This window comes from Burkholderia sp. 572 (assembly GCF_040545135.1).
GTDB classification, from domain to species: domain Bacteria; phylum Pseudomonadota; class Gammaproteobacteria; order Burkholderiales; family Burkholderiaceae; genus Burkholderia; species Burkholderia cepacia.
In genome coordinates, this window is sequence record NZ_JBEPLH010000036.1 from 24123 (window position 1) to 42613 (window position 18491).

The window sequence follows — 18491 nt, forward strand, 5'->3', positions numbered from 1 at the left end:
GGGCGCCCGGATGCAACACGAGACACGACCGGCGTGCGCCGGCGCCGCGCTTACGGCGACAGGCGCGAGATCGACCAGCCTGACGAGGCGTTGGCGTCGCGCGTATAGAGCAGACGGTCGTGCAGCCGCGACGGGCGGCCCTGCCAGAACTCGATCGAGTCGGGCACGAGGCGGTAGCCGCCCCAGTGGGGCGGGCGCGGCGGGTTGTCGCCGTAGCGTTCGCTGACGGCCTTTTCCTGCGCTTCGAGCGTCGCGCGGCTGTCGATCACCGCGCTCTGCTCGGACGCCCATGCGCCGATGCGCGAGCCGAGCGGGCGCGACGCGAAATAGCGGTCGCTTTCCTCGGCGCTGGTTTTCTCGATCCGGCCTTCGATGCGCACCTGGCGCTCGAGCTCGATCCAGTAGAACAGCAGCGCTGCCTGCGGATGCGCGGCGAGGTCGTGCCCCTTGCGGCTTTCGTAATTGGTGAAGAAGACGAACCCGCGTTCGTCGACGCCCTTGATGAGCACGATGCGTGCCGAGGGCCGGCCGTCGGCGCCGACGGTCGCGAGCGTCATCGTGTTCGGCTCGGGCAGCTTGGCGGCAAGCGCCTCCTTGAACCAGCGGTCGAACTGGGCGAAGGGGTCGTGGGCGACATCGGCTTCGTCGAGCGAAGCACGCGAATAATTGATGCGGAGATCGGCGAGAGTCGTCATGTTATGCAAACGCTTCAATCTGGAACCATTGTAGCCAACGCGCAAGAAACGTGCGTGCACAGTGGCGCGTGCGAGCGGGGAGTTCAGGCAAAATAGAGGGCTGCACGACTTACGTTTTCCTTGCTGCCATGCCCGCCGCCGACACCGCCCCGCCCAGTTCTTCTGATCTTACCCCGACCCCGGAAATCCAGCTTGACGTGGATCGCGCGCGGCGCTTCGGCGGCGTCGCGCGGCTGTACGGCGCGCCGGCCGCCGCCGCGTTCGAGCGCGCGCACGTCGCGGTGATCGGGATCGGCGGCGTCGGGTCGTGGGTGGCCGAGGCGCTCGCACGCAACGCGGTCGGCACGCTCACGCTGATCGATCTCGACAACGTCGCGGAAAGCAATACGAACCGGCAGATCCACGCGCTCGACGGCAATTACGGCAAGCCGAAGGTCGACGCGATGGCCGAGCGGATCGCGCTGATCGATCCCGCGTGCCGCGTGAACCGGATCGAGGATTTCGTCGAGCCCGACAACTTCGATGCGCTGCTCGGCGGCGGTTTCGACTACGTGATCGACGCGATCGACAGCGTGCGCACGAAGGTCGCGCTGATCGCGTGGTGCGTCGCGAAGCGTCAGCCGCTCGTCGTGGTCGGCGGCGCGGGCGGCCAGCTCGACCCGACGCGCATCCGGATCGACGATCTCGCGCTGACGATCCAGGATCCGCTGCTGTCGAAGGTGCGCGCGCAGTTGCGCAAGCAGCACGGCTTTCCGCGCGGGCCGAAGGCGCGTTTCAAGGTCAGCGCCGTGTATTCGGACGAGCCGCTGATCTATCCGGAAGCGGCCGCCTGCGATCTCGAGGACGGTGCGGAGCCGTCCGCGGCCGCGCACGTCGCGGGGCTCAACTGTGCGGGATTCGGTTCGAGCGTGTGCGTGACCGCGAGCTTCGGCTTCGCGGCCGCCGCGCATGCGCTGCGCGCGATCGCGGCGCAGGCCGCCGGCTGAGCGCGCGACACGCGGGCGCGGGCGCGATGCCGCAGCGCGTGATGCGCGCCGCGCCGCATGCGATGCGGGGCTGTTATGCAGTCGGGCTGTTACGCAGCCGGGCCGTTGCGGCCCGGCCGGTCGTCCCTCAGTTGAGCGCCATGCTCAGCTTGCGCCGCCATCCGGCGACGAGGTCCGGGCGGTCGCCGGCCAGCTCGAATACCGAGATCATCGTGCGGCGGCCGAGATCGTCGCCGTACGCGCGGTCGCGCGTGACGATTTCCAGCAACTGTTCCAGCGCCCCTTCATACGCACGCCGCGCGATCAGGCTCTGCGCGAGATCGAAGCGCGCGTCGAGATCGGCCGGGTTGGCCGCGATGCGCGCTTCGAGTGCGTCGGTCGGCGGCAGGTCGGCCGTGGCTTCGAGGGCGTCGAAACGAGTCTTGATCGCCTGGTAGCGCGGGTCGCCGCCTTGCACGGTCTGCGGCGACAGGCGTTCCGTCTCGGCGCGCGCGGCGTCGATCTGGTTGCTCGCGAGCAGCAGTTCGATCAGGTCGAGGCGTGCGTCGTCGAAGCCGGGATTCAGCGCGAGCGCCGCCTCGAGGTGCGTGAGCGCGTCGTCGTGGCGCTCTTCGGCGATCGCGTATTGCGCGGCGCGCCGTTCGGCTTCCTCGGGGGCCGGCAGCAGCCGGTCGAGAAAGGCGCGCAGCTGGCCTTCGGGCAGCACGCCGACGAACTGGTCGACCGGGCGCCCGTCGGCGAACGCGATCACGTGCGGGATGCTGCGGGTCTGGAAGTGCGCGGCGAGTTCCTGGTTCTCGTCGACGTTGACCTTCACGAGCTTCCAGCGGCCTTCGTAATCGCCTTCGAGTTTTTCCAGCAGCGGGCCGAGCGTCTTGCATGGGCCGCACCACGGCGCCCAGAAGTCGACCAGCACGGGGGCGTCCAGCGACGCCTCGATGACGTCTTTCTCGAATGTGGCAAGCGTGGTGTCCATGTCGTTCTCTTTCGTTCGAATGTCGTCAGGATGGGGGCGGAGCGCCCCTTTTTCAACGCGGCTTCGACTCGGGCAGCGGAATCCACTCGGTCTCGCCCGGCACCTTGCCCATTTCCTGGCGCGTCCATGCTTCTTTCGCGCGTTCGATCGCTTCGCGGCTGCTGGCGACGAAGTTCCATTCGATGAAGCGTTCGCCGTCGATCTTGTCGCCGCCGAGCAGCATCGCGCGCGCGCCGCTGCCGCTCGTCAGCGTGACTGCGGCACCGGGCGCGAGCACGGCCATCTGCTCGGCGGGTACCGGCGTGCCGTCGATCGCGAGCTCGCCGTCGACCACGTAGACCGCGCGCTCCTCGTGCGATGCGTCGAGTTCGAGGCGGCCGCCGGCCGCGAATTCGGCCGCGACATACAGCGTGCGCGAGAACGTCGTGACCGGCGAGCGCAGCCCGAACGCATCGCCGGCGATCACCGTCAGCGACACGCCGTCCTCGTTGCGCTTCGGCAGCGTGTCGGCCGGATGGTGCTCGAACGACGGCTCGGTCGTCTCGTGCGCGCGCGGCAGTGCGACCCAGGTCTGGATCCCGTGCACGGTGTGGCCGTTTTCGCGCTGCGCGTCGGGCGTGCGTTCGGAGTGGACGATCCCGCGGCCGGCCGTCATCCAGTTCACGTCGCCCGGCACGATCTCCTGCAGCGATCCGAGGCTGTCGCGGTGCAGGATCGCGCCGTCGAACAGGTAGGTGACGGTGGCGAGACCGATGTGCGGGTGCGGCCGCACGTCGAGCCCCGTGCCGGGCGGCAGCGTGGCGGGTCCCATGTGATCGAAGAAGATGAACGGGCCGACGAGGCGTGCGGCGAGTGCGGGCAGCGTGCGGCGCACCTGCAGGTTGCCGATGTCGCGCACGTGCGGCTTCAGCAGGGCTTTGATCGGGGCGGTCATGGCGGATCCTGTGGGGCGGCGGAGGAGATGCCGGTCATTGTACTGGCCGTCCGCCGCCGATTCCATTCGCGCCGCGCGGGTATCGGGCCGGGTGCCGAAACCCGGTAGACTGACCGGCTTCCCGGGAAAACGCCGGGCCGTCCCGGTATTTTCTGCCCCGCAGGCAATCCCTTTGATGGATCGCCTCTTCGGGAGCCTGGCGCGAAGCGACAGGGTTCGAGAACATCTTGCACAACGATTCGACAATCGAGGAGACGCCGATGATGGCCCCGAAGGACTTGCTGCTTGCGCTGGTCGTGATCCTGGCGTGGGGCGTGAACTTCGTCGTGATCAAGGTCGGCCTGCACGGCATGCCGCCGATGCTGCTGGGCGCGCTGCGCTTCACGCTCGCGGCCGTGCCCGCGGTGTTCTTCGTGCGCCGGCCGCAGATTCCGTGGCGCCTGCTGGTGCTGTACGGCGCGACGATCCAGCTCGGCCAGTTCGTGTTCCTGTTCACCGGCATGTACGTCGGCATGCCCGCCGGCCTCGCGTCGCTCGTGCTGCAGTCGCAGGCATTCTTCACGCTCGTGTTCGCGATGCTGTTCCTCGGCGAGCGGCTGCGCATGCAGAACCTGCTCGGGCTCGCGATCGCCGCGGGCGGGCTCGTCGTGATCGCGGCGCAGGGCGGCCGCGCAATGACGCTCGCGGGCTTCCTGCTGACGATCTGTTCGGCCGCGATGTGGGCGTTCGGCAACATCGTCACGAAGAAGGTCGGCCGGGCGAACCTCGTGTCGCTCGTCGTGTGGGCGAGCCTCGTGCCGCCCGTGCCGTTCTTCCTGCTGTCGCTGTGGTTCGAAGGGCCGCAGCGGATCGCGACCGCGCTCGCCGGGCTGAACGGGGCGTCGATCTTCGCGGTCGTCTATCTCGCGTTCGTCGCGACGCTGCTCGGCTACGGGCTCTGGAGCCGCCTGCTGTCGCGCTATCCGGCCGCGCAGGTCGCGCAATTCTCGCTGCTGGTGCCGATCGTCGGCCTGGCTTCGTCGGCGCTGCTGCTCGACGAGCATCTGACGCGCGCGCAGCTGATCGGCACGGCGCTCGTGATGGGCGGGCTCGCGGTGAACGTGTTCGGCGGGAAACTGATGCGCCGCTTCGCGGCATCGTGACGCGCCGGCACGCAGTGCGTGCCGGCGGCGGGGCGGGGTGGCCGAGTATGACTGGATACGGCCGTCAGGCCATCCGGCTCTTAGCGAGCGGCGGATTCGCGGCGAAATAGCGCTTGATGCCGCGGAAGATCGCGTCGGCCATCTGGTCGCGATAGCTGTCGTCGTTCAGCCGGCTCTCCTCTTCCGGGTTGCTGATGAACGCGGTCTCGACGAGGATCGACGGAATGTCGGGAGCCTTCAGCACCGCGAACCCGGCCTGTTCGACCGAGCCCTTGTGCAGCTTGTTGATGCCGCCGACTTCCTTCAGCACATAGTTGCCGTAGCGCAGCGAGTCGCGGATCTGCGCGGTCGTCGACATGTCGAACAGCGCGCGGTTCACGGCCGCATCCGCCGTCTTGATGTTGATGCCGCCGATCAGGTCGGATGAATTTTCCTTGTTCGCCATCCAGCGCGCCGCGGCACTCGTCGCGCCGTGATCGGACAGCGCGAACACCGACGAGCCGCGCGCGGACGGCGTCGTGAACGCGTCCGCATGGATCGACACGAAGAGATCCGCGCCCACGCGGCGCGCCTTCTGCACGCGCACGTTCAGCGGCACGAAGAAGTCGGCGTCGCGCGTCATCATCGCGCGCATGTTCGGCGCGCCGTCGATCTTCGCGCGCAGCTTCTTCGCGATGTCGAGCGCGATGTGCTTCTCGTACGTGCCGCCGCCGCCGATCGCGCCCGGATCCTCGCCGCCGTGGCCCGGATCGATCGCCACCGTCAGCAGGCGCACGGTGCCGCCCTTGCCGGATTTCGGTGCGGTGAACTTGTAGGTGTCGCCGTCGTCGTCGCTGTCGTCGCGGCGCGCGATGACCGGCGGCGGCTTGACGGCCGGCTTCGCGGGCGTCGAGGGCGTGCCGGCGGCGGGCGGCGTGTGCGGCGTGGCCGGCGTGTTCTGCGCGAAGCGCTGGAAGAACGCATCGCTGTTGTCGCCCGCGGCGGGCGGCGGGGTGCCCGGGCCGGCCAGCGTGGACGGCGGCTGCATCTGCTGCGCGCGCGCGGTGTCGTTGAGCGCCTGTTCCTTGCGTTCCGTCTGCGCGATCAGGTCGGACAGCGGATCGGGCGCGACGGCCGGATACAGGTCGAACACGAGCCGGTACTTGTAGGCGCCGACCGGCGGCAGCGTGAACACCTGCGGCTTCACCGAACCTTTCAGGTCGAACACCATCCGCACGACGTGCGGCTGATACTGGCCGACGCGCACCGACTGGATCTGCGGATCGTTCGGCGCGATCTTCGACACGAGATCGCGCAGCGCCTGGTCGAGATCGAGGCCGCTCAGGTCGACGACGAGGCGGTCGGGACCCTGTAGCAACTGTTGGGTATTCTGCAGCGGCTGGTCGGATTCGATCGTGACGCGCGTGTAATCGCGTGCGGGCCACACGCGCACGCCGAGCACCGACGACGCGTGCGCGAGCCGCGGCGCGACGAGACCGAGCACCAGCGTCGACGCGCCCGCGCGCAGGATTTGGCGACGCCGCCAGTTGTGCGTCGCGGTGGCCGCCGATTCGATTGAGCGGAACGGTTTGATCAACATCTTTCGAGACATGCCTTTCCTGAAGCGCTGTACGCCCGGACGGTGAGGACGCGGCCGTCGCCATCCACGTCGAGCGAGAAAACCAGATCGGGTACGCCGAGCAGCGTGCCCGCCTGTTGTGGCCATTCGACGAGGCAGATCGCGCTGGAATTGAAATATTCGCGAAAGCCTGCGTCGGACCATTCGGCCGGATCGTTGAAACGATACAGATCGAAGTGATAGACCTCGAGTTCCCCATCCTCGCGTTCGAGTGCGTACGGCTCGACGAGCGTATAGGTCGGGCTGCGCACGCGCCCCGTGTGGCCGAGGCCGCGCAGGATGGCGCGCACGAGGGACGTCTTGCCCGCGCCGAGGTCGCCGACCAGCTGGATCTGCAGCCCGTCGAACGCATGCGCGCGGGCGAGCTCGATGCGCGCCGCGTCGAGCGCGTGCGCGAAGCGGGTGCCGAAAGCCTCGGTCGCCGCTTCGTCGGCGAGCGCGATCACGCGCTCCGCGAGCAGGGCGGGCAGCATGGCGTCGTGAGGCGGTTGGCTGGGCGTGGCTGGCATTCTCGTAAAATAGTGCGATGAACCGATTACCGGAACTCGCCGCATCCGACAGGCCTTCGACTCGTGCCGAAGGCGCGGCACCGTGCGCGCTCGACGATGCGGCGTTGACTGCGCTCGCCGCGCGCATCAGGGCGTGGGGGCGCGAATTGGGTTTCGGGGCGATCGGCATCAGCGATACCGATCTCTCGGATGCCGAAGCAGGCCTCGCCGCCTGGCTGGAAGCCGGATACCACGGCGAAATGGATTATATGGCGAAACATGGGATGAAACGCGCGCGTCCGGCCGAACTTGTGGCCGGTACGCGACGCGTGATCTCCGCGCGGCTCGCCTATTTGCCGGCTCAAACACTCGCTGACGGTGCGCCCGGCGCACTCGCACCGCACGACTGGCGCGCGCGCGAACAGGCCCGGCTCAACGATCCGCAGGCGGCCGTCGTGTCGATCTATGCGCGCGGCCGCGACTATCACAAGGTGCTGCGCAACCGGCTGCAGACGCTCGCCGAGCGCATCGAGCAGGCGATCGGCGCGTTCGGCTACCGCGTGTTCACCGATTCGGCGCCCGTGCTCGAGGTCGAGCTTGCGCAGAAGGCCGGCGTCGGCTGGCGCGGCAAGCATACGCTGCTGCTGCAGCGCGATGCGGGTTCGCTGTTCTTCCTCGGCGAGATCTACGTCGACGTTCCGCTGCCGACCGACGCGCACACATCGCCCGACACCGCGCCCGAGACGCCCGGCGCCCACTGCGGCAGTTGCACGCGCTGCATCGACGCATGCCCGACCGGCGCGATCGTCGAGCCGTACGGCGTCGACGCGCGCCGCTGCATCTCGTACCTGACGATCGAACTGAAAGGCAGCATCCCCGAGCCGCTGCGGCCGATGATCGGCAATCGCGTGTACGGCTGCGACGATTGCCAGCTCGTGTGCCCGTGGAACAAGTTCGCGCAGGCCGCGCCCGTCGCCGATTTCGACGTGCGGCACGGCCTCGACCGCGCGACGCTCGTCGAGCTGTTCGCGTGGGATGCGGACACGTTCGATACGCGGATGCAGGGCAGTGCGATCCGGCGCATCGGCTACGAAAGCTGGCTGCGCAATCTCGCGGTCGGGCTCGGCAACGCGCTGCGCGCGGGTGAGGGCCGGCTCGCGCCGCAGGCGCGCGATGCGATCGTCGATGCGTTGCGCGCGCGGGCCGACGATCCGTCGCCGGTCGTGCGCGAGCATGTCGAATGGGCGCTGCGTGCCGTGTGACGGCGGCGTAAAGTGTCGTCGGCGCGCGGCGCTGCCGCGCGCATCCATCGGTCAGGAGAGGGCCATGTTCAATGCAGTCATCGACGCACCGTTCGGCAAGATCGGCATCCGCACGGATGCCGCGGTGGTGCGCGAGATCGTCTATCTGCCCGAATCGGTGAAGCCGGTCGATCCGGATTCGCCGCTCGCGAAGCGCGCGGTCAAGCAGATCGAACGTTACTTCGCGCGCGCGTCGGCGCGCTTCGACCTGCCGCTCGCCGAGGTCGGCAGCGCGTTCCAGCACCGCGTGTGGGACGTGATCAGCGATATCCCGCCCGGCGCGGTGCTGACCTACGGCCAGGTCGCGAAGCGGATCGGCAGCGCGCCGCGCGCGGTCGGCCAGGCGTGCGGCGCGAACTACTTCCCGCTCGTGATCCCGTGCCATCGCGTCGTCGCGGCGGGCGGCCTCGGCGGTTTCGCGAACCACGACGACAACGGGTATTACCAGAAAGTGAAGCGCTGGCTGCTGGCGCACGAGGGCGTGCCGTACTGATGAGTGAATCGCTGATTTCCCCCGAAGCCGACGGCGATGCCGCCGCGGCGTCCCCCGCGCTGCTCGCGAGCCGCGCATCGATCGACGTGTTTTGCGATGCGCTGTGGCTCGAGCACGGGCTCGCGCGCAACACGCTCGATGCTTACCGGCGCGATCTGGTGCTGTTTTCCCAATGGCTCGCCGCGACCCACGACACGTCGCTCGATTCGGTCGACGAAGCGATGGTGACGGGCTACATCGCCGCGCGCAGCGACGGCAAGGCGACGTCGTCGAACCGGCGGCTGTCCGTGTTCCGGCGCTATTACGGCTGGGCCGTGCGCGAGCATCGCGCGAGCGCCGACCCGACGCTGCGGATCTCGTCCGCGAAACAGGCGGCCCGGTTTCCGTCGACGTTGTCGGAGGCGCAGGTCGAGGCGCTGCTCGGCGCGCCCGACATCGACACGCCGCTCGGCCTGCGCGATCGCACGATGCTCGAGCTGATGTATGCGAGCGGATTGCGCGTGAGCGAACTCGTGACGCTGAAGACCGTCGAGGTCGGGCTCAACGAGGGCGTCGTGCGCGTGATGGGCAAGGGCTCGAAGGAGCGGCTCGTGCCGTTCGGCGAAGTCGCGCACGGCTGGATCGAGCGCTATCTGCGCGATGCGCGGCCGGCGCTGCTCGGCGCGCGCGCGGCTGACGCGCTGTTCGTGACCGCACGCGGCGACGGGATGACGCGCCAGCAGTTCTGGAACATCATCAAGCGTCACGCGCAGCACGCGGACGTGCGCGCCCACCTGTCGCCGCACACGCTGCGGCATGCGTTCGCGACGCACTTGCTGAACCACGGCGCCGACCTGCGCGTCGTGCAATTGCTGCTCGGTCACAGCGACATCTCGACCACGCAGATCTATACGCACGTCGCGCGCGAGCGGTTGAAGACGCTGCACGCGCAACACCATCCGCGCGGTTAGCGCACGTTTCGCTGCGCAGGCTCCGGTGCGCGCACCGGCCTGCCTGCGTCAGACCAGCTCGCGCAGCTTGTGCTTCAGCACCTTGCCCGTCGATGCGGCCGGCAACGCGTCGAGGACGCGGATATGCGCGGGGCGCTTGTAAGGCGCGAGCCGCTCCGCGCACCATGCGTGCAGCGCCGCTTCGTCGGCGGTCGCGCCGGGCACCCGTTCGACGAACGCGAGCACTTCCTCGTTGCCTTCGATCGCACGGCCGATGACGGCTGCCTGCACGACGTCAGGGTGCGCGTTCAGCACCTGCTCGACTTCGACCGGATAGACGTTGAAGCCCGAGCGGATGATCAGCTCCTTGCTGCGGCCCGCGATCGTCACCGCGCCGTCCGCCTCCTGCCGCGCGAGATCGCCGGTGCTCAGCCAGCCGTCCGGCGACACGGCCGCGCGGGTGGCGTCCGCGTTGCGGTAGTAGCCGAGCATCACGTTCGGCCCGCGTACGCGAATCTCGCCGACTTCGCCGGGCGGCACGTCGGTGCCGTCCGGCGCGACGATCCGCATCTCCACACCGGGAATCGGCACGCCGACCGAGCTGTCGGTGCGTGGCGCGTCGAGCGGTGTCTGCGTGATCGTCGGGCTGCTCTCGGTCATTCCGTAGCCGTTGTGCAGCGGCACGCCATACAGGCGCTCGACGCGTGCCTTCAGGTTCGTGTCGAGCGGCGAGCCGCCCGAATACGCGAAGCGCAGGCGCGGTGCGTGCCATGCGTGGCCGTGCGTGTGCAGGTGTTCGAGCAGCTTCGCGTGCATCGCGGGCACGCCCTGGAAGATCGTGACGCCTTCGTCGGCGAGCGCGACGCGCACGGCTTCCGGCGAGAAGCGCGGCGCAAGCCGCAGCGTCGCGCCCGCGTACAGGCTGCCGAGGCAGACCGACGCGAGCCCGTACACGTGCGACACGGGCAGCACCGTGTAGACGACGTCGTCGGGCGACACGCGGCGCAGCGCGCTCGATGTCGCCGCGATGAACAGCAGGTTGCGATGCGACAGCATCACGCCTTTCGGCGTGCCGGTCGTACCGGTCGTGTAGATCAGCGCCGCGCATTGCGCGGCGCCGTCGGCGGCGACAGGTTCGCCCGGCGCGCTCGCGTCGACGCGATACGACCACGCGCCGATGTCGACCGGCAGTGCGCCGGCAGCTGTCGCGCCGTGCCGCGCGGCATGCGTGCGTGCGTCGGGCGATACGTCGGTGGTGAACGCGATCAGCTTCGGGCGCGCGTGCGCGGCGATCGCGTCGAGTTCGCCGGTCGACAATCGCGCGTTCGAGACGAGCGCCCACGCGTCGAGGCGGGCGACCGCGAACAGCAGCACGATCTGCGCGACGCAGTTTTCGGCGACGATCATCACGCGGTCGCCGCCTTGCACGCCGAGGCTGGCGAGCAGCGCGGCCGCCGCATCGACGGCTTGCGACAGGTCGCCGTACGACAGCCTGCGTGCGTCCTCGATCAGCGCCGGATGCTCGGGTGCCTGGGCGGCCCGGCGTGCGGGCACGTCGGCGATGCGGCAAGGCAGCGCGGCGAGCAGTGCATCGACGTCGAGCGGCTCGGAAGAACGGAGGGGCGAGGACATGGCGTCTCCAGAAAAGGGGCGGGCGGCGGCCGACGACGTTGGCGAACGATCGTGCCATGACGGCGCGTGCGCCACAATCGGCTATTCGGGCAATAGCGCTTCGCGATGTCCGCAATGATGATGGACGGAATCGCTGCGGCGACGCAGCAGGCCGCCCGGCGGAAAACGGGCCGCGAGTATACCGTCGGCGCGGGTGCGAGGGCCCAAGGGCCCAAGGGCGCGATTGCGCGCCAGCCGGTCGTTCACCATTAAAATGCCGCCATGAGCAAATCCAGACACGTGTCCGAAACCCCTGCCACCCAGCTGTTGCGCCGCCACGGCGTGGCGTTCGGCGAGCATCCGTACGACTACGTCGAGCACGGCGGCACCGGCGAATCGGCGCGCCAGCTCGGCGTCGACGAGCACAGCGTCGTGAAGACGCTCGTGATGGAAGACGAGCATGCGAAGCCGCTGATCGTGTTGATGCACGGCGACCGCACGGTATCGACGAAGAACCTCGCACGGCAGATCGGCGCGAAGCGCGTCGAACCGTGCAAGCCCGAGGTCGCGAACCGCCATTCGGGCTATCTCGTCGGCGGCACGTCGCCGTTCGGCACGCGCAAGACGATGCCCGTCTACGTCGAGGCGACGATCCTCGAACTGCCGACGATCTACCTGAACGGCGGCCGCCGCGGCTACCTCGTCAGTCTTGCGCCGGCCGTGCTCACGTCGCTGCTCGGCGCGCAGCCCGTACAGTGCGCCAGTGTCGACTGAGGGTTTCACCTTCGTGGCAGGCCGCGCCCGTTCGGTAGAATGGGCGCCGTTTCGGCTTGCGGGCTTGCCGCGCAGCCGTCCTTTTACCGATACGTTGAAAGAAGAGTCCACCGCATGCAGATCCTGCTCGCCGCCCTCGTTGCCTACCTGATCGGTTCGGTGTCGTTCGCCGTCGTCGTCAGTGGCGCGATGGGCCTGGCCGACCCGCGTTCGTACGGGTCGAAGAATCCCGGCGCGACCAACGTGCTGCGCAGCGGCAACAAGAAGGCCGCGATCCTGACGCTCGTCGGCGACGCGTTTAAGGGCTGGATTGCCGTCTGGCTCGCCCGCCGCTTCGGCTTGCCCGACGTCGCGGTCGCATGGGTCGCGATCGCCGTGTTCCTCGGTCACCTGTATCCGGTGTTCTTCCGCTTCCAGGGCGGCAAGGGCGTCGCGACCGCGGCTGGCGTGCTGCTCGCCGTGCACCCGGTGCTCGGGCTCGCGACCGCGCTGACCTGGCTGATCGTCGCGTTCTTCTTCCGCTATTCGTCGCTCGCGGCGCTGGTGGCGGCCGTGTTCGCGCCGGTGTTCGACGTGTTCCTGTTCGGCACGGGCCACAACCCGGTCGCATGGGCCGTGCTCGCGATGAGCGTGCTGCTCGTGTGGCGTCACCGCGGCAACATTTCGAAGCTGCTGGCGGGGCAGGAGAGCCGGATCGGTGACAAGAAGAAGGCGGCCGCGGACGGCGGCGCACAGGACGGCGGCAAGGCCTGAGAAAGCGCGGCGCTTGCCGCACGCCGGGCGCGCCGCGTGTGCGGGGCCCGGCAGGATGAGGTGACGGATCGTCCGTCGATCAGTCGCGGAAGTTGTTGAAGTCGAGCGGCGTGTCGGTCACGTCCTTGCGCAGCATCGCGATCGTGCTCTGCAGGTCGTCGCGCTTCGTGCCCGACACGCGCACCGCGTCGCCCTGGATGCTCGCCTGCACCTTGATCTTGCTGTCCTTCACGAGCCGCACGATCTTCTTCGCGAGATCGCCGGTCACGCCCTTCTTCACGGTGACGATCTGCTTGACCTTGTCGCCGCCGATCTTCTCGACCTTGCCGTAGTCGAGGAAGCGCACGTCGACGTTGCGCTTGGCCAGCTTGCCGATCAGCACGTCCTTGACCTGGCCGAGCTTGAAATCGTCATCGGCGAACAGCGTCAGCTCGCGCTCCTTCTGCTCGACGCGCGCGTCGGAGCCCTTGAAGTCGAAGCGCGTCGAAATTTCCTTGTTCGACTGCTCGATGGCGTTCTTCACTTCGATCATGTTCGCTTCGGAAACGACGTCGAACGATGGCATGGCATTCCTCCCTTGAGATGCGGGCGCCCGGCTCGCGCGCGGGCACTCGCTATAATTGCGGACTGTTTGCCATTTTACCGATGCCCCTCCGTTTGCCCAAGGCCGGCCATGCGCCGCCCGGGCGGACGTGACCGCGAATGCCGATGCCTCCTGACGATTCCGCCCTGTCGCTGTTTCCCGACCATCCGCTCGCCGCGCACAACACGTTCGGCATTGCCGCGACCGCGCGCCTTGCCGCGCGCGTCACGCATGCGTCGCAATTCGAGGCGCTCCATCGCGACCCGCGCGTCGCGAACCTGCCGCGGCTCGTGCTCGGCGGCGGCAGCAACGTCGTGTTCACACGCGATTTCGACGGTATCGTGCTGCTCGATGAAATCAAGGGCCGCCGCGTCGTGCGCGAGGACGACGATGCGTGGTACGTCGAGGCCGGCGGCGGCGAGAACTGGCACGCATTCGTCGCATGGACGCTCGAGCACGGGATGCCCGGCCTCGAGAACCTCGCGCTGATTCCGGGTACGGTCGGTGCCGCGCCGATCCAGAACATCGGCGCATACGGTCTCGAGATGAAGGTGTATTTCGACTCGCTGGTCGCGGTCGAGCTGGCGACCGGGCGCAGCGAGCGCTTCGACGCCGCGCGCTGCGCGTTCGGCTATCGCGACAGTTTCTTCAAGCGGGAAGGGGCTGGCCGGTTCGCGATCGTGTCGGTGACGTTCCGGCTGCCGAAGCAATGGGCGCCGCGGCTCGGCTACGCGGACGTCACGCGCGAACTCGACGCCCGTGGCATCGCACCCGATGCGGCCGCGCCGCGTGACGTGTTCGACGCCGTCGTCGCGATCCGCCGCGCGAAGCTGCCCGATCCGCTCGTCCTCGGCAACGCGGGCAGCTTCTTCAAGAATCCGGTGATCGATGCCGCGCAATTCGATGCGCTGCGCGCCCGCACGCCCGAGATCGTGTCGTATCCGCAGCCGGATGGCCAGGTCAAGCTCGCGGCCGGCTGGCTGATCGACCGCTGCGGCTGGAAGGGGCGCGTGCTGGGCGCGGCGGCCGTGCACGACCGCCAGGCGCTCGTGCTCGTCAATCGCGGCGGCGCGACGGGCGCCGACGTGCTCGCGCTGGCGCGGGCGATCCAGGCCGACGTGCGCGCGCATTTCGGCGTCGAGCTCGAGCCCGAACCCGTCTGCCTGTAACCGGGGTTTCGCACCGCTTTTCGCGGGCCCGAACAAAAAGCGCCGATCGTCGATCGGCGCTTTTTACATGGGTTGCCGGGTGCCGGCGCGTCAGTGCTTGAGGCGGCCGAGCAGCAGGAACTCCATCAGTGCCTTCTGCACGTGCAGGCGGTTTTCCGCTTCATCCCATACGACGCTCTGCGGGCCGTCGATCACGCCGGCCGTCACTTCCTCGCCGCGATGCGCGGGCAGGCAGTGCATGAAGAGGGCGTCCGGGTTCGCGTGGCCCATCATCTCCTCGTCGACGCACCAGTCGGCGAATGCCTGCTTGCGGGCCTCGTTCTCGGCCTCGAAGCCCATGCTTGTCCACACGTCGGTGGTGACGAGATCGGCGCCCTTGCACGCTTCGTTCGGATCGTCGAACACTTCGTAGAACGGCGCGCTGTCGGGCGACACGAGCTTCATGTCGAGCGCGTAGCCGGGCGGCGTGGACAGGCGCAGCTTGAAGCCGAGGATCTGCGCGGCTTCGATCCACGTGTAGAGCATGTTGTTCGCGTCGCCGACCCACGCGACGGTCTTGCCGGCGATCGGGCCGCGGTGCTCGTAGTACGTGAAGATGTCGGCGAGCACCTGGCACGGGTGGTATTCGTTCGTCAGGCCGTTGATCACCGGCACGCGGGAGTTGTCCGCGAAGCGCTGGATGATCTCCTGCTCGAACGTGCGGATCATGATGATGTCGACCATCCGCGAGATCACCTGCGCGGAATCCTCGACGGGTTCGCCGCGACCGAGCTGCGTGTCGCGCGTGCTCATGAAGACGGCGTGGCCGCCGAGCTGGAAGATCCCGGCTTCGAACGACAGGCGCGTGCGCGTCGAGTTCTTCTCGAAGATCATCGCGAGCGTGCGGTCGTGCAGCGGGTGATAGGTCTCGTAGTTCTTGAACTTGCGCTTCAGGATACCCGTGCGTTCGAGCACGTACTCGTAGTCTTCCAGCGAGAAATCCTTGAACTGCAGGTAGTGACGAATGGTTTTGGCGGTCATGAAGCGAAATGCGGCGGGTTGCACCCGGCAGCAAGGCCGGACGGCGCCGCCGTCGGGTGTGGATAACTCAAAGCAGCATAAAGGATTTTCTGTGCTTTGACGAGCCGGGGAGAGAAGCGGGGCGCGATCGCCGTGCGTTGCGGGCGGCACAGGAGGAGGGGTGTCGGAACGACGCGCGATGGCGCGCTGCGGTATAATCCAAAAGTTTTCTCCAGCCCGGCAGGCAAGCCTCTTCGCGCTCTGCCGGACACAAGCCGTGCGCTGCACAAATCCGGTGCAGTCCGCCGGCGGCGCACGTCGACGTCTCGTTTTCGGGGCATCTGAATGCTTGTGCCGCCGTCCGTTTCAGCTTTGTGTTCGCGTATCCAGGCGCCGTTGCCTGGACATCGCCGGGCCGTCACTTGGGTAACCACATGGCTGAAACCCCTCCGACCGAATTCTTCATCCAGGGCATCACGAAAGACGGGAAAAAGTTTCGCCCGAGCGACTGGTCGGAACGTCTGGCCGGCGTGATGGCCTGCTTCGGGCCGGGGGCGAGCGGGCCGAACGCGCGTCTCAAGTATTCGCTCTACGTGCGTCCGACGATGCTCGGCGACCTCAAATGCGTGATCCTCGATTCCCGGCTGCGCGACGTCGAGCCGATGGCGTTCGATTTCGTGCTGAATTTCGCGAAGGACAACAACCTCGTCGTCACCGAGGCGTGCGAACTGCCGGACTACGACGCGAAGAAGTGATGCCGGCACGGGCGAGGGTGCATGCGGCGCCCGCCCTGGCACACGTCGCCTGCCCGCAGGATGTGCGCTGGCGACAGGCGACAAAAAAGCCCGCCTAGGCGGGCTTTTTTGCGATCGCAGGAAACAGGAGCGCCCGCGCGAGCGGGCGCACCGGAATTACGCTGCTGCCTGCAGACCCTTGACGGCCGCGGCGAGGCGGCTCTTGCTGCGAGCGGCCTTGTTCTTGTGAACGATCTTCTTGTCGGCGATCGTGTCGATCGTCTTCACGGCAGCCTTGAACAGCTCGGCAGCCTTTGCCTGGTCGCCGGCTTCAACAGCCTTGCGAACCGACTTGATCGCGGTACGGAATTTCGAGCGCAGCGCCGAGTTGTGCGAGTTTGCCTTCGCGGCCTGGCGGGCGCGCTTGCGTGCTTGTGCGGAGTTAGCCATGACGGTTCCTTATCCTGTCCTGTTTCCAGAGCTTGGAGCCTGACGGCCAAGCGCTGCTTTTCGATCCGTCCCCTGAGAACGATTGCCCAGGGGCGCATAAAAAAACGGTGATTTTAACCGAGGCCGGGACATGAAAACGGCAGTTGCCGTGCATGTACGAGCCCAGAAACCGGCGATTATAGCAACAAAATCAAGCGAGTGGCAAGTTGAACGTGACAACCGTCGGGCGGGGCACCGGCGGCGTGCGCGCTTTTCGGCATCGGCCGCTGGCCGGGCCACGCAACGTCCGTATAATAAGCGCCCCATGAATCTATTCCGAGCCCTGCTGACGGTCAGCGGCTTCACGCTGCTGTCGCGCGTGACCGGACTGGCCCGCGAGACGCTGATCGCCCGTGCGTTCGGCGCCAGTCAATACACCGACGCGTTCTACGTCGCCTTCCGTATCCCGAACCTGCTGCGCCGCCTGTCCGCCGAAGGCGCGTTCTCGCAGGCGTTCGTGCCGATCCTCGCCGAGTTCAAGAACCAGCAGGGGCACGATGCGACGAAAGCGCTCGTCGACGCGATGTCGACGGTGCTGGCGTGGGCGCTTGCCGTGCTGTCGGTCTTCGGGATCGCCGGCGCATCGTGGGTCGTGTTCGCGGTCGCGTCCGGCCTGCACACCGACGGGCAGGCGTTCCCGCTCGCGGTCACGATGACGCGGATCATGTTCCCGTACATCGTGTTCATCTCGTTGACGACGCTCGCATCCGGCGTGCTGAACACGTACAAGAGCTTCTCGCTGCCCGCGTTCGCGCCGGTGCTGCTCAACGTCGCGTTCATCGCCGCGGCCGTGTTCGTCGCGCCGCACCTGAAGGTGCCGGTGTTCGCGCTTGCATGGGCCGTCATCGTCGGCGGCGTGCTGCAGTTCCTCGTGCAGCTGCCGGGCCTGAAGAAGATCGACATGGTGCCGCTGATCGGCCTCAACCCGCTGCGCGCGCTGCGCCACCCGGGCGTGAAGCGCGTGCTCGCGAAGATGGTGCCCGCGACGTTCGCGGTGTCGGTCGCGCAACTGTCGCTGATCATCAACACCAACATCGCGTCGCGGCTCGGGCAGGGCGCCGTGTCGTGGATCAATTACGCCGACCGCCTGATGGAATTCCCGACGGCGCTGCTCGGCGTCGCGCTCGGCACGATCCTGCTGCCGAGCCTGTCGAAGGCGCACGTCGACGCCGATTCGCACGAGTATTCGGCGCTGCTCGACTGGGGGCTGCGCGTCACGTTCCTGCTCGCGGCACCGAGCGCGCTCGCGCTGTTCTTCTTCGCGACGCCGCTCACGGCGACCCTCTTCAACTACGGCAAGTTCGATGGGCATACCGTCACGATGGTCGCGCGCGCGCTCGCGACCTACGGGATCGGCCTCGTCGGCATCATCCTGATCAAGATCCTCGCGCCGGGCTTCTATGCGAAGCAGGACATCAAGACGCCCGTTAAAATCGCGATCGGCGTGCTGATCGTCACGCAGATCTCGAACTACGTGTTCGTGCCGCTGATCGGCCACGCGGGCCTGACGCTGAGCATCGGCGTCGGCGCGTGCCTGAACTCGCTGCTGCTGTTCATCGGGCTGCGCAAGCGCGGCATCTACCAGCCGTCGCCGGGCTGGCTGCGCTTCTTCGTGCAGCTGATCGGCGCGGCGCTCGTGCTCGCGGGCCTGATGCACTGGCTGTCGATCAGCTTCGACTGGACCGGGATGCGTACGCAGCCGCTCGATCGCATCGCGCTGATGGCCGCGTGCCTCGTGCTGTTCGCTGCACTATATTTCGGTATGTTGTGGGTGATGGGCTTCAAATACGCTTATTTCAGAAGGCGCGCCAAGTGAC

At 67.7% G+C, this 18491-nt stretch carries 19 protein-coding genes; 10 read left to right on the top strand and 9 right to left on the bottom strand.

Annotated elements, in window-relative coordinates; genetic code table 11:
* Positions 1-50: 50 nt before the first annotated feature.
* Entirely contained in the window at positions 51-695 is a 645-nt protein-coding gene (gene pdxH, locus ABIC51_RS38025) for a pyridoxamine 5'-phosphate oxidase (RefSeq protein ID WP_027789268.1), read from the bottom strand.
* A gap of 128 nt (positions 696-823) precedes the next feature.
* Here pdxH and ABIC51_RS38030 point away from each other — a divergent pair, with 128 nt between their 5' ends.
* Positions 824-1681 (top strand): tRNA threonylcarbamoyladenosine dehydratase, encoded by an 858-nt coding sequence (locus tag ABIC51_RS38030; RefSeq protein WP_027789269.1) that lies wholly within the window; start codon positions 824-826, stop codon positions 1679-1681.
* A gap of 127 nt (positions 1682-1808) precedes the next feature.
* On the opposite strand, the gene trxA is transcribed toward ABIC51_RS38030, so the two are convergent.
* Positions 1809-2657 (bottom strand): thioredoxin, encoded by an 849-nt coding sequence (trxA, locus tag ABIC51_RS38035; protein ID WP_175852490.1) that lies wholly within the window; start codon positions 2655-2657, stop codon positions 1809-1811.
* Between the two features lie 52 nt (positions 2658-2709).
* The gene (locus ABIC51_RS38040) at positions 2710-3591 is read right to left on the bottom strand and encodes a pirin family protein (protein ID WP_021162553.1); all 882 of its coding nucleotides are present in this window, start codon (positions 3589-3591) and stop codon (positions 2710-2712) included.
* Between the two features lie 263 nt (positions 3592-3854).
* On the opposite strand from ABIC51_RS38040, the gene ABIC51_RS38045 reads away from it, so the two are divergent.
* Entirely contained in the window at positions 3855-4733 is an 879-nt protein-coding gene (locus ABIC51_RS38045; protein WP_027789271.1) for an EamA family transporter, read from the top strand.
* Positions 4734-4797: 64 nt separating this feature from the next.
* Here ABIC51_RS38045 and ABIC51_RS38050 read toward each other — a convergent pair whose 3' ends face one another.
* Entirely contained in the window at positions 4798-6324 is a 1527-nt protein-coding gene (locus ABIC51_RS38050; protein WP_175861868.1) for an N-acetylmuramoyl-L-alanine amidase, read from the bottom strand.
* Positions 6306-6860, bottom strand: coding sequence for a tRNA (adenosine(37)-N6)-threonylcarbamoyltransferase complex ATPase subunit type 1 TsaE (gene tsaE, locus ABIC51_RS38055; RefSeq protein WP_027789273.1), 555 nt, complete (start codon positions 6858-6860; stop codon positions 6306-6308). The genes ABIC51_RS38050 and tsaE overlap by 19 nt, the downstream gene beginning before the upstream one ends.
* Before the next feature lie 17 nt (positions 6861-6877).
* On the opposite strand from tsaE, the gene queG reads away from it, so the two are divergent.
* The 3 genes from queG (at position 6878) to xerD (ending at position 9583) form a co-directional block, all read left to right on the top strand.
* Positions 6878-8101 carry a tRNA epoxyqueuosine(34) reductase QueG gene (gene queG / locus ABIC51_RS38060; RefSeq protein WP_354007009.1) on the top strand — a complete coding sequence of 408 codons (1224 nt, stop codon included), beginning with the start codon at positions 6878-6880 and terminating at the stop codon, positions 8099-8101.
* A gap of 64 nt (positions 8102-8165) precedes the next feature.
* Positions 8166-8633, top strand: coding sequence for a methylated-DNA--[protein]-cysteine S-methyltransferase (locus ABIC51_RS38065; RefSeq protein ID WP_027789275.1), 468 nt, complete (start codon positions 8166-8168; stop codon positions 8631-8633).
* On the top strand, positions 8633-9583 hold the full coding sequence (gene xerD / locus ABIC51_RS38070; protein ID WP_059692602.1) for a site-specific tyrosine recombinase XerD: 951 nt from the start codon (positions 8633-8635) through the stop codon (positions 9581-9583). Before ABIC51_RS38065 ends, xerD begins: the two co-directional genes overlap by 1 nt.
* 48 nt (positions 9584-9631) lie before the next feature.
* Here the strand turns inward: xerD and ABIC51_RS38075 are convergent, their stop codons facing one another.
* A complete protein-coding gene (locus ABIC51_RS38075; RefSeq protein WP_175898209.1) occupies positions 9632-11194 on the bottom strand; it encodes a class I adenylate-forming enzyme family protein in 1563 nt (520 codons plus the stop codon).
* Positions 11195-11455: 261 nt separating this feature from the next.
* On the opposite strand from ABIC51_RS38075, the gene ybaK reads away from it, so the two are divergent.
* Both ybaK and plsY read left to right on the top strand, forming a co-directional pair.
* On the top strand, positions 11456-11947 hold the full coding sequence (ybaK, locus tag ABIC51_RS38080; RefSeq protein ID WP_027789278.1) for a Cys-tRNA(Pro) deacylase: 492 nt from the start codon (positions 11456-11458) through the stop codon (positions 11945-11947).
* 114 nt (positions 11948-12061) lie between these two features.
* Positions 12062-12700 carry a glycerol-3-phosphate 1-O-acyltransferase PlsY gene (gene plsY / locus ABIC51_RS38085; protein WP_027789279.1) on the top strand — a complete coding sequence of 213 codons (639 nt, stop codon included), beginning with the start codon at positions 12062-12064 and terminating at the stop codon, positions 12698-12700.
* A gap of 79 nt (positions 12701-12779) precedes the next feature.
* On the opposite strand, the gene ABIC51_RS38090 is transcribed toward plsY, so the two are convergent.
* Positions 12780-13265: a YajQ family cyclic di-GMP-binding protein gene (locus tag ABIC51_RS38090; protein WP_021162564.1), complete on the bottom strand. Its 486-nt coding sequence runs from the start codon at positions 13263-13265 to the stop codon at positions 12780-12782.
* 137 nt (positions 13266-13402) lie between these two features.
* On the opposite strand from ABIC51_RS38090, the gene murB reads away from it, so the two are divergent.
* A complete protein-coding gene (gene murB / locus ABIC51_RS38095; protein ID WP_146253550.1) occupies positions 13403-14452 on the top strand; it encodes a UDP-N-acetylmuramate dehydrogenase in 1050 nt (349 codons plus the stop codon).
* Positions 14453-14542: 90 nt separating this feature from the next.
* Here the strand turns inward: murB and argF are convergent, their stop codons facing one another.
* Complete coding sequence (argF, locus tag ABIC51_RS38100; protein ID WP_027789281.1) at positions 14543-15472, bottom strand: ornithine carbamoyltransferase; 930 nt, start codon at positions 15470-15472, stop codon at positions 14543-14545.
* Between the two features lie 413 nt (positions 15473-15885).
* On the opposite strand from argF, the gene ABIC51_RS38105 reads away from it, so the two are divergent.
* Entirely contained in the window at positions 15886-16206 is a 321-nt protein-coding gene (locus ABIC51_RS38105) for a DUF3579 domain-containing protein (RefSeq protein ID WP_021162567.1), read from the top strand.
* A 156-nt stretch (positions 16207-16362) separates the two neighbouring features.
* Here ABIC51_RS38105 and rpsT read toward each other — a convergent pair whose 3' ends face one another.
* Positions 16363-16635 (bottom strand): 30S ribosomal protein S20, encoded by a 273-nt coding sequence (gene rpsT, locus ABIC51_RS38110; RefSeq protein ID WP_006482211.1) that lies wholly within the window; start codon positions 16633-16635, stop codon positions 16363-16365.
* A 304-nt stretch (positions 16636-16939) separates the two neighbouring features.
* Here rpsT and murJ point away from each other — a divergent pair, with 304 nt between their 5' ends.
* Positions 16940-18490, top strand: coding sequence for a murein biosynthesis integral membrane protein MurJ (gene murJ / locus ABIC51_RS38115; RefSeq protein ID WP_146253551.1), 1551 nt, complete (start codon positions 16940-16942; stop codon positions 18488-18490).
* Position 18491: the final 1 nt, after the last annotated feature.

What these genes read in the sequence shown, in the direction of transcription:
- pdxH (WP_027789268.1), bottom strand. Translation starts at nt 695, where the DNA reads ATGACGACTCTCGCCGATCTCCGCATCAATTATTCGCGTGCTTCGCTC.
- ABIC51_RS38030 (WP_027789269.1), top strand. Translation starts at nt 824, where the DNA reads ATGCCCGCCGCCGACACCGCCCCGCCCAGTTCTTCTGATCTTACCCCG.
- trxA (WP_175852490.1), bottom strand. Translation starts at nt 2,657, where the DNA reads ATGGACACCACGCTTGCCACATTCGAGAAAGACGTCATCGAGGCGTCG.
- ABIC51_RS38040 (WP_021162553.1), bottom strand. Translation starts at nt 3,591, where the DNA reads ATGACCGCCCCGATCAAAGCCCTGCTGAAGCCGCACGTGCGCGACATC.
- ABIC51_RS38045 (WP_027789271.1), top strand. Translation starts at nt 3,855, where the DNA reads ATGGCCCCGAAGGACTTGCTGCTTGCGCTGGTCGTGATCCTGGCGTGG.
- ABIC51_RS38050 (WP_175861868.1), bottom strand. Translation starts at nt 6,324, where the DNA reads ATGTCTCGAAAGATGTTGATCAAACCGTTCCGCTCAATCGAATCGGCG.
- tsaE (WP_027789273.1), bottom strand. Translation starts at nt 6,860, where the DNA reads ATGCCAGCCACGCCCAGCCAACCGCCTCACGACGCCATGCTGCCCGCC.
- queG (WP_354007009.1), top strand. Translation starts at nt 6,878, where the DNA reads ATGAACCGATTACCGGAACTCGCCGCATCCGACAGGCCTTCGACTCGT.
- ABIC51_RS38065 (WP_027789275.1), top strand. Translation starts at nt 8,166, where the DNA reads ATGTTCAATGCAGTCATCGACGCACCGTTCGGCAAGATCGGCATCCGC.
- xerD (WP_059692602.1), top strand. Translation starts at nt 8,633, where the DNA reads ATGAGTGAATCGCTGATTTCCCCCGAAGCCGACGGCGATGCCGCCGCG.
- ABIC51_RS38075 (WP_175898209.1), bottom strand. Translation starts at nt 11,194, where the DNA reads ATGTCCTCGCCCCTCCGTTCTTCCGAGCCGCTCGACGTCGATGCACTG.
- ybaK (WP_027789278.1), top strand. Translation starts at nt 11,456, where the DNA reads ATGAGCAAATCCAGACACGTGTCCGAAACCCCTGCCACCCAGCTGTTG.
- plsY (WP_027789279.1), top strand. Translation starts at nt 12,062, where the DNA reads ATGCAGATCCTGCTCGCCGCCCTCGTTGCCTACCTGATCGGTTCGGTG.
- ABIC51_RS38090 (WP_021162564.1), bottom strand. Translation starts at nt 13,265, where the DNA reads ATGCCATCGTTCGACGTCGTTTCCGAAGCGAACATGATCGAAGTGAAG.
- murB (WP_146253550.1), top strand. Translation starts at nt 13,403, where the DNA reads ATGCCGATGCCTCCTGACGATTCCGCCCTGTCGCTGTTTCCCGACCAT.
- argF (WP_027789281.1), bottom strand. Translation starts at nt 15,472, where the DNA reads ATGACCGCCAAAACCATTCGTCACTACCTGCAGTTCAAGGATTTCTCG.
- ABIC51_RS38105 (WP_021162567.1), top strand. Translation starts at nt 15,886, where the DNA reads ATGGCTGAAACCCCTCCGACCGAATTCTTCATCCAGGGCATCACGAAA.
- rpsT (WP_006482211.1), bottom strand. Translation starts at nt 16,635, where the DNA reads ATGGCTAACTCCGCACAAGCACGCAAGCGCGCCCGCCAGGCCGCGAAG.
- murJ (WP_146253551.1), top strand. Translation starts at nt 16,940, where the DNA reads ATGAATCTATTCCGAGCCCTGCTGACGGTCAGCGGCTTCACGCTGCTG.